This window comes from Candidatus Binatia bacterium, from assembly GCA_036493895.1.
In the GTDB taxonomy this organism is placed as follows: domain Bacteria; phylum Desulfobacterota; class Binatia; order UBA1149; family CAITLU01; genus DATNBU01.
In genome coordinates this window covers 1-2,220 of the sequence record DASXOZ010000032.1, presented here as the reverse complement: position 1 = coordinate 2,220, position 2,220 = coordinate 1, and the positions used below count along the sequence as shown (strand labels likewise).

Here is a 2,220-nt window from a genome sequence, read left to right as displayed (position 1 = left end):
AAAAGAACGCCTGCACCAGCTCACTGCGATCGTCCTCGCGACAGCGCAGGTGCGCACCTCGACCGACGAACAACTCGTTAGGCTGCCGACCGGCGACGGGATGGCGCTCGTCTTCCACCACAGCGCGGAAGAGCCGGCGCGATGTGCGCTCGAGATCGCGGAAGCGTTGCAGAAGCATCCCGAGCTTCCAGTCCGGATGGGAATCCACAGCGGGCCGGTGAGCGAAGTCACGGACGTGAGCGGGCGCACCAACCTCGCGGGGGCGGGGATTAACATGGCGCAGCGCGTGATGGATTGCGGCGACGCCGGGCACATCCTGCTCTCGCAACACGTCGCCGAGGATCTTGGTCAGTATCGGCAATGGGCGCCGCGTCTGCACGACCTCGGCGCGTGCGAAGTGAAGCACGGCGTGCGGCTGCACCTGGTGAATCTTTATGCCGATCCACTCGGCAATTCGACGTTGCCGAAGAAATTCGAGAAATCCAAATCGGCGCGGCTCAGGAGCAAAAGCGGATTAATCGCCGCGCTCGTGCTCGTCGCGCTCCTCGCGGCTGGGGCGACCTGGTATCTCATGTCGAACCGGGCCGCGCCGAAGAGCGCCGCCATTCCGGAAAAGTCGATCGCGGTGCTGCCGATGGTTAATTCCACCGGCGACCCCGCGAACGAATACTTCTCCGATGGGATGTCAGAAGAATTCATCTCCTCGCTCTCGCGTCTGCCCGCGCTGAAAGTCGTCGGGCGCACCTCCTCTTTTCAATTCAAAGGCAAGACCGACGACAGCAAGACGATCGGCGAAAAGCTCGGGGTCTATTACCTGCTCGAAGGCAGCGTACGGAAATCCGCCGATCGGGTCCGCATCGCGGTGGCGCTGATCAAATCTGGCGACGGCGCCAATGTCTGGTCCGACACCTACGACCGGGAGTTGAAGGATATCTTCGCGGTGCAATCGGAGATCGCCGGCGCGGTGGCGAAGGAGCTCAAGGTCGCGCTGCTCGAAAGCAACGGCCACGCCGTGACGCTGACGACCGCGGCCACGCCTTCGAACCAGAATATCGAGGCCTACAACGCGCTCTTGCAGGGAAATTTCTACCTCGAACGCGGCCCCGCCGACGACGTCCGGAAGGCAATCGGCTACTACGAGGAGGCGACCCGGCTCGACCCACGTTACGCGCTCGCCTATGCGAAGCTCTCCTATGCGGCGGAGTTTCTCGACACCCGCTTCGGGGGTGTTGGGCCGCAGGAAAAGGCAGAGCTGACCAGGAAAGCGCGCGCGGCGGCAGCGAAAGCGCTCGAGCTGGATCCGAATCTCGCCGAGGCGCATCTCGCCCAGGGCCGGCTCCTCGTGGACATCGATTTCCATTTCGCCGCCGCGGAAGCGGAACTCCGCCGCGCCACCGCGCTCGCCCCGCAGGATGCCCAGGTCACGGCAGCGCTCGCCTTGCTCCTTTCCTCGTTAGGCCAGCTCGAGGAAGGCGTCGCGCTCACGCACCGAGCCATCGCGCTCGATCCCTTACGCATCGGATCGCACTTCAACCTCGCCACCTATCTCACCGCCCTCGGTCACTACGACGAGGCCGAGGCGGCGATGCGCCACGTCATGACCCTGCAGCCCGACTCCCCCCAGAGCTACATGCAGCTCGCGCTCTGTCAGATTCTGCGCGGCCAACCCGGGGCCGCCGTCGCCTTGGCGAAACAGGAAGCCGATCCGTTCTGGCGGACCTATGCGCTGGCGCTGGCCTATTTCGCCCACGGCGACCGGGCCGAGGCGGATGCGGCCCTGAAAAAACTGATCGCCGACGGCGCGAACGACTCCGGCAGCCAGATCGCGCAGGTCTATGCACTGCGCAAAGAACCGGAAAAGATGTACGAGTGGCTGGAGCACGCCTGGAAAACCCACGACGCGGGTGTGACCCTGCTCCTGAGCGATCCTTTTCTCCGCGCCTACAGGAACGACCCACGCTTCATCGCCTTCGCCCAAAAAATCGGGGTGATATCGAAAGCCAAAATCGGATCGCCGCCCGCCGCGCCAGCCGTTTCGACCCTATGATCGCGTTCAGGGCGAAGTGACCCTTCGACGCCGCGTAGAGATGCCGCCCGCTCAGCGCCTGTCGCTTACTTCGCTGCTACCAGAGTCTGAAAACGCGGATCGTTCCGGATCGGATTCCAGACGGGGTCGGCGCGGAGGAGGGCGACAGTGATGCAATCGTCTCCCGGTTTCCG

At 64.0% G+C, this 2,220-nt stretch carries 1 protein-coding gene; it reads left to right on the top strand.

Annotated features, from left to right (window positions below; all coding sequences use genetic code 11):
* The coding region (locus VGK20_08650; protein HEY2774106.1) for a tetratricopeptide repeat protein at nt 1-2,047 on the top strand (2,047 nt) is incomplete at its 5' end.
* Between the last annotated feature and the right edge of the window lie 173 nt (nt 2,048-2,220).